Origin of the sequence: Rhizobium sp. NFACC06-2, from assembly GCF_900101425.1 — a bacterium.
GTDB classification, from domain to species: domain Bacteria; phylum Pseudomonadota; class Alphaproteobacteria; order Rhizobiales; family Rhizobiaceae; genus Agrobacterium; species Agrobacterium leguminum.
The window spans coordinates 1-7130 of record NZ_FMVA01000035.1 but is presented as its reverse complement, the minus strand read 5'-3'; the positions used below and the strand labels follow the sequence as shown (position 1 = coordinate 7130).

The 7130-nt window shown below is 57.7% G+C and carries 4 protein-coding genes and 1 pseudogene; all 5 read left to right on the top strand.

Going from position 1 to position 7130, the window contains the following annotated elements; translation table 11 throughout:
- Nucleotides 1-298: 298 nt before the first annotated feature.
- The gene (locus F3H58_RS26910; protein ID WP_149744431.1) at nucleotides 299-751 is read left to right on the top strand and encodes a hypothetical protein; all 453 of its coding nucleotides are present in this window, start codon (nucleotides 299-301) and stop codon (nucleotides 749-751) included.
- A 364-nt stretch (nucleotides 752-1115) separates the two neighbouring features.
- The gene (locus tag F3H58_RS26905) at nucleotides 1116-2918 is read left to right on the top strand and encodes a site-specific DNA-methyltransferase (protein WP_149744430.1); all 1803 of its coding nucleotides are present in this window, start codon (nucleotides 1116-1118) and stop codon (nucleotides 2916-2918) included.
- Nucleotides 2919-2923: 5 nt separating this feature from the next.
- Nucleotides 2924-5524, top strand: a complete 2601-nt coding sequence (locus F3H58_RS26900) for a DEAD/DEAH box helicase (RefSeq protein ID WP_149744429.1) — start codon at nucleotides 2924-2926, stop codon at nucleotides 5522-5524.
- A gap of 871 nt (nucleotides 5525-6395) precedes the next feature.
- Complete coding sequence (locus tag F3H58_RS26895; protein WP_149744428.1) at nucleotides 6396-6818, top strand: DUF7946 domain-containing protein; 423 nt, start codon at nucleotides 6396-6398, stop codon at nucleotides 6816-6818.
- 90 nt (nucleotides 6819-6908) lie between these two features.
- Nucleotides 6909-7130, top strand: a pseudogene (locus tag F3H58_RS26890) (IS21 family transposase); the annotation flags it as partial.

Sequence of the window (7130 nt, the reverse complement as noted above, 5' to 3'; positions counted from 1 at the left end):
CGATCGCCTCGTCCGCGATAAGGATGGCAAGCGCCCGGTCGATCTTGTGCCGGGATCATTGGACGAAATCCGTTCCTTGCTTGGCTGAATGAGATCAAGCTGTTCCAGGATTGTTTGTAAGGGCGGTTATTGCCATCTACGAGTCCACGAAGCTTTGAAGCCAAGGATAATCCTTGTCCCGGCGCTTCTTTACGTGATTGTACATCTCCCCGCTGAAGTCTGCCCCCGGCGAGATAATGCGCCGGATTGCGGTCAACGACTCCTTGAACTTCTTCTGACGTTTCGTCTCGGATTGCTGATGCGGATCGCCGTCAACGAGCTCGACCTTGATTTCGAAAATTCGACCAACGGAACAGCGCGGACCGATGCCGATCATGAGCGGTCTTATCTTATGGGTATGGGTGTGGTCCGCATCATCAAGCTGGCGATGCAGGCATATGATCGGTTCGACGCCCCAACGGTAACCATCCAGCGCCATCCTACCTGCTCGGCTGCAGTTTTATCGCTTATCGGCGTGGCCGGCGCGATCGAGCATGGCCGACGTGTTGCGCAGCGCCTGTTTGCGAAGGGCGGCCGCATAGAAAAGCTGGCTGATCGTTTCCGAATCGTCTTGCCGGAGACGGTGACCGATCTTGAACTGCACGAACGGGAGCTCGATCGTCTTCAGAGAAGGTACTACAGGGAAAGTTTCGCGGAGGGATATCCGAACCCACCCCGAAACGTTCATCTCGCAACGCGCGCCGGAGCTTGAAGTTCAGATACCCGGCATATCCTTGCGCGCAAGGATTCATGTCCTCTTGCCGCCGCCCGTCCGGAGGCCGACGAGAGGGCCTCGAGTGTTCCCGGACCCAGTGATGATGAGCATACCGGAGCGGTCAGCATCGCGCCGCTTTGGCGGGACCGCGGGCATTCGCGCATGCGGTGATCGGTTCCTGGTGGCAGCCACAGGAGCGTCAGCGAAGCGGCGGGACGCGGGACTGACTGCCCCCGACGCCGTATTCCATAGCCCTCCCGGAACGCCGCAGTGGACTGGCTCGCCCTTCGACCTTGCGTTTTGAGACGTGAGGGGTTCTAAGTGGGGCCTGATTTGATACGTGAATATGACGGGGGCCACGATGACGGAGCTGAATTTCAAGGGCAAGGAATTCGTCTACAATCATCACCTCTCGGTTCCATTCCGCCCACTGGAAATGCATGCCGAAAAGGGAATAGGTACTCCCCGGCTGGATGGCAACCTGATCATCCAGGGCGACAACCTGCATGCCCTGAAGGCCCTGCTGCCGATCTATGCCGGCAAGGTGGACTGCATCTTCATTGACCCTCCTTACAACACGGGCAACGAAGGCTGGGCGTACAACGACAACGTCAATTCGCCGATGATCAAGGAGTGGCTTGCGTCCAATCCCATTGGGATCGATGACGGCCTCCGTCATGACAAGTGGTGCGCCATGATGTGGCCGCGGTTGCGGCTTCTTGAGGAGCTTCTCGCCGAAGATGGTAGCATCTGGATCACACTCGATGACAACGAGAGTCACAGAGGCAAGCTACTACTGGACGAGATTTTTGGAGAGGACGCCTTTGTCGCCTCGATCGCTTGGCAAGCGCGGTATTCTGTGTCGAACGACACAACGATCTCCAACTCTCATAACTACGTCCTTGTCTATTCAAAGGCACCAGAAATATGGAAACGCTTGAGAAATCAGCTTCCTCGGGACGAAGAGCAGGCAAAGCAATATTCGAATATCGATGGTGATCCAGACGGTCCATGGAGAGCAATCCCGTGGGATGCGCCGAACGTACGAGAGAACCTATCTTACCCGATCGTTACAGAGAAAGGTTCTGTCAAGCTCCCCCCTCCGGGTAGATGCTGGTCAAGAGAGGAGAGCAAATGGCTGGAAATCGTAGCGCAAGGGCTTGCCTACTTCGGCAAAAGCGGCGACGGCGCTCCATCGTACAAGCGGTACTTGAAGGATGCCGGAACTGTGGTTCCAACAACCTGGTGGCCCCACACAAATTCCGGTCATACCGATGAGGCAGCAAAAGAGCTTACGGCATTTAATCTCGGCGTCCCCTTCCAAACACCTAAGCCCGTCCGTCTGCTGGAAAAGATCCTCACTATTGCTTCCCGACCAGACAGCTTAATCCTTGATAGCTTCGCAGGATCCGGAACGACCGCCCACGCCTTGCTCAATCTGAACAAGCAAGATGGCGGCTCACGTCGTTTCATACTCATCCAGATGGACGAAGGAGACGACGTCAACGCGGACACGCTGACCGCCGAGCGCGTGCGCCGAGTCATCAACGGATACGCGTTCAAGGGAACGCAGAAGATTGAGCTTCTTCGGGAGCGGATTAACTGGCGGACGCTGGAAAAGCCGAATGGGTTGACGGACAAGGTGCAGGCCATTGAGAACCTGCACGGCCACGAATTCGACCGGATCAAGAAGGAAATCAAGGATTCGGAACTGGTTTTGACGGGTGAGAAGGCAGTTGCTGAACGCGCCGAAGGACTGGGCGGTGAGTTCACCTATTGCACTCTGGGTCCAGCAGTGGAACTGGACAAAATCCTGACAGGCGAAACCCTTCCGGACTTCGCGGCGCTGGGTTCGGTGCTGTTCCATACCGCCACCAACCATGCCTTTAATCCGGCGGCGGCGGATTTCGAGAAGGGCTATCTCGGCGCCGTCAGCGGCCAGCATGTCTGGCTCATCTACAGGCCGGATCTTGAATGGCTGAAATCCCCAGAGGCGACGCTGACGCTTTCCAAGGCTCGCGAGTTCGCGGCTGCGCATCCGGGAGACAGACACCTCGTATTCGCGCCTGCCCGATATGTCTCCCAGAAGTTGCTGGCGGATGAGAACCTTCCGGTGGAGTTCGTGCCGTTACCCTTCGCCCTCTACCGCATTGAACGGAGCTGAGGGGGATGCTTCGCGAACTTGATTATCAGAAGCGTGTTCTGGAGACGCTGGACACTTATCTCGACATTCTCGGACAGGAGAAGGCCAGCGCGGATGAGGTGGCCGAGCTTCTGGCCGCCAAGCCTCACCTCAAAATCGCCGCGCCGGACTTCGCGGACACCGCCTGGCAGAGACTGAAGGCTGATAGCAAGCTGCCTGCCTCGCGTTCCGCGATTCCTTTCTCTCCTCGCGCCGATGGCATTGGCCGAACTGTGCCGAATGTCGTCTTCAAGATTCCCACGGGCGGCGGCAAGACCTTCCTGGCGGCCAATGCACTTTCCCGGATCTTCGGGCGGTTCCTGAACCGCAATACAGGGTTTGTGCTGTGGATCGTGCCGAACGAGGCGATCTACAGCCAGACCTTGAAGAGGTTGAAGGACCGGCAGGACCCATATCGCCAAGTTCTCGACCGCGCCGCTGCGGGGCGGGTGAAGATCATGGAGAAGTCGGATCGGCTTGACGCGCGCGACGTCGAAGGTCAGCTTTGCGTAATGCTGTTGATGCTTCAATCCGCGAACCGTGAGACGAAGGACACATTAAAAATGTTCCGGGACCGTGGGGACGTCGCGGGATTCACTCCTCCAGAGGGCGACCAGAAGGCGCATGCCGAACTAATCAAGTCGGTTGGCAACCTTGATTGCTATGACGATCTGTTCCCAATGGTGAAGGATTCGCTGGGCAATGCGCTGCGCATTATCCGCCCCGTCGTCGTTCTGGATGAAGGACACAAGGCCGTTTCCGACCTTGCCTTCAAGACCCTCTATGGATTCAATCCGCGCTTCGTTCTGGAGCTGACAGCGACGCCGCACGACGTGCAGCCGCGTGGTGGGAATGATCCGAGAGAGGGCCGCTATTCGAATGTTCTGGTTGAGGTGACGGGCGTTGAGCTTGATCGCGAAGGCATGATCAAGATGCCTCTCAACTTGATTGCAAAGCAGGGGACAGACTGGAAGGGCACGCTGAACGAATCCCTAAAGCAGCTCAACCTTCTCGACGCCAAGGCGGCGCAGTTGCGGGCCGACACTGGGCGGTACATTCGTCCCATCATGCTGGTGCAAGTCGAACGTACTGGCAAGGATCAGCGTAATGCCGAGTTCATACACTCGGATGACGTGAAAGAATGGCTGTTGACGGTAGGATTCGACGACACCGAAATCGCCATCAAGACGGCGGAGACGAACGACCTCAACCAGCCGGAAAATCTTGACCTTCTGGCACCCACCAACCGAGTTCGCGCCATCATCACCAAATCAGCCCTTCAGGAAGGCTGGGACTGCCCCTTTGCCTATGTCCTGTGCTCCTTGGCGGCAAGTTCTAACCTGAACGCCATGACGCAGCTAGTGGGCCGCATTCTGCGCCAGCCGGCTGCCATGAAAACCGAGATTCCCGAACTGGATGAGTGCTTCGTCGTGACCCATCACGCCGGGACGGGTGACGTTGTGAACGCAATCAAGAAGGCACTGGAAGGCGATGGCCTCGGCGATCTGGTCTTGCGGTTGGTTCAGACCGACGCAATGACAACCGCGAAGGTAAGCCGCACCATTCAACGCCGCAAGGATTTCGCATCCACTGACATCTATCTGCCGCTGGTGCTGCATGTGGATGGTGAGAATGTCCGTCCGCTCGATTACGAGACGGACATTCTCGCCAGCCTGGACTGGCGCGGCTTTGATCCTACATCTATTGCAGCCGGGATTCCCGACAATGCGCATCGCCCGGAGGGCCAGATACGGCGCATCAGCCTCACCGACACGAGCGAGCATTTTAAGGCGGAGCGGGTGGCAGCGGCTGCGGAAAGCCTGATCTTCGATGCTGCCTATGCTGTTCGGATGATCTCCGATCTCGTGCCGAATCCTTTCGTCGCGCGATCCATCGTCGGCAAGCTTCTGGATGCGCTTGATGAGCGTGGCTTCACCGCTGAGAGGATCGGCGAACTGGGCGGGCTGATCATTGAAGAAATGCGCCGCAAGCTCGACGCCGCGCGCACAGGACTCGCGGAAGGCGTGTTCCGGGAGATGGTCAGGACCGGAACGATTCAGTTCCGACTTCGGCTCGATAGCAAGAACTGGCGCATGCCCTTCGAATTCGACGTTCCTGAGCCAGCGAGCCTGCAACACCTTCCCCGGAGTGACGGCAGCCCTCTGGAGAAGAGCCTGTTCTCTCCGGTGTTCGCCAACGAATTGAACGGCGACGAACAACAGGTTGCCGTTTACCTGGACGAAGACAAGGCCCTGAAGTGGTGGCATCGCAACGTCGCCCGCACTCAGTACGGCCTGCAAGGCTGGAAGCGTGGCAAGGTCTATCCGGACTTTGTCTTCGCGGCCAATCGCGACAACGGCGCTGCCCGCATCACCGTTCTGGAGACGAAGGGTGACCAGTTGGACAATCTCGACACTGCCTACAAGCGCGAGCTTCTAAGGCTGTTATCTGAGAACTTCGCCTGGGATGCGACGGTTCCAGCCGGACAGCTTCAGCTCGTTCAGAATGACGGCGCAACGGTGGAGTGTACCCTGATCCTCATGAGCGATTGGAAGTCGAAGCTGCCGGAGTATCTGAAGGACAGCTAGGTCGCGTAGTCGCCCCGTATTTGCGCCGGTCCTTCTGCTGCCTCATCCTTTCCTGTAGGATTGGGGAGGTCGCACATGGATAGGGAACTCAAGCTGAATAAGCGACGGAGAACCTGCGCTGATTGGATTCGCCGCAATGTTGCGAGACGGCGGCGCCGCGATCCTGCTTCGAGAACCGTGCTACATCTGCTCGGCCTGTTGTCGGCGATGCTGGCTCTGGTTCCGGAGAGTTCCGCTTCCGCGTTTCCTGAACGCGGAAATAATTTCCGCCGGGATCGCCGGACTCCACCCTCGGACTATGAGCTTGGCGCTGACGCATGGGCACGAGAACGCGGTCTTGAGCCGATCTGGTACCCCGTTGATCAGCCACGGCCCCGCCACTCCTGGAACCGTCTGGTGAAGGATCTGAACCGTCGATCCGCGAAGGACCGCGCGCGGATCTTGATCGAAGAGCGCGTTCCACCGGAGGCCTTGGAGTGGCTGCGGGAGATGATTAAGGCGCAGGACTGGATCGCGCTTCGCCTAGTCGGACATGACCGTCCTGAAGGGGAAATCCGGGACCGGGCGATGATGGCGGCCCTACGATGGGAACTTGAGCGTCAGACGAGCGCCGTCGCCTCCTCGGGCGCGACTGACGACGCGGGGGCGCCGGGGCCCGCACGGAGGCCGAAGTTTTAGAATTACAAGGACTCGCAGTCCGCGACACGGCCCCGAAGGATGCCGATGCTCAGATACCGCACTTCCGGACGTCGCGGTGGACCGCGTAGCCCCACATGAGATGCAGAAAAATCGTCAAACCCGTTTAAGTTGACATAACGTGACCAGTAGTCGAATTCTTGGCCAGTATTGTTATGATTCTTGAGGGGGATTAATGGCTATATTAGCTGAGCATAAATTGAAAATTCGCTACGAGGGTGGGTTAGCGGATCAAAATGCGCTTCCGGGCTACGATGGGGTAACATCTATCGACGGAATTACTAGGGCCGTCCATATTGCCCTTCATGCCTACATGACGGGAGAGATCACTACTCGGGCAACAGCCTTGAAAAACGCCTCGGTTCTTTTGAAGCCTGCTCGTCAAGGCAGTTTCATATTCGAGTTGATAATCCTTGTTGAAGCATATCCAGCAACCACTGGAATCGCGGCAGCTCTTGGCGGACCGATGTTGTATGACTTCTTGAAGACCGCATTCAAGCGGGCGACGGGAAGTCTCGATGCGGAGCCGGAGACCACGAGCCTTCGGAAATTGTACGAAAGGAAAGACCCCCCACTGTTGGTTTCCACGCGGAACTGAGCCGGTTAGGCGCATAATTTCCATTGAGAATTGAGCCATGTGAACCTTCCCCCCAACGCGGAGAGCGACGGGGGCAACGGAGTGATCCACATGGGACTTTTAAATATCATCCGTCGGATGGCGCTGCGCGAGAAGCAGTCGATCCGCGAGATCAGCCGGCGCACGGGGCTGTCGCGGAACACGATCGCAAAGTATCTGAACGCGGGCACGATCGAACCGACATTCACGGTACCGGAACGGCCGAGCAAGCTTGATCCTTTTGCCGACAAGCTGGCGGCCTGGCTGAAGACAGAGGCCGGGAAGTCGCGCAAG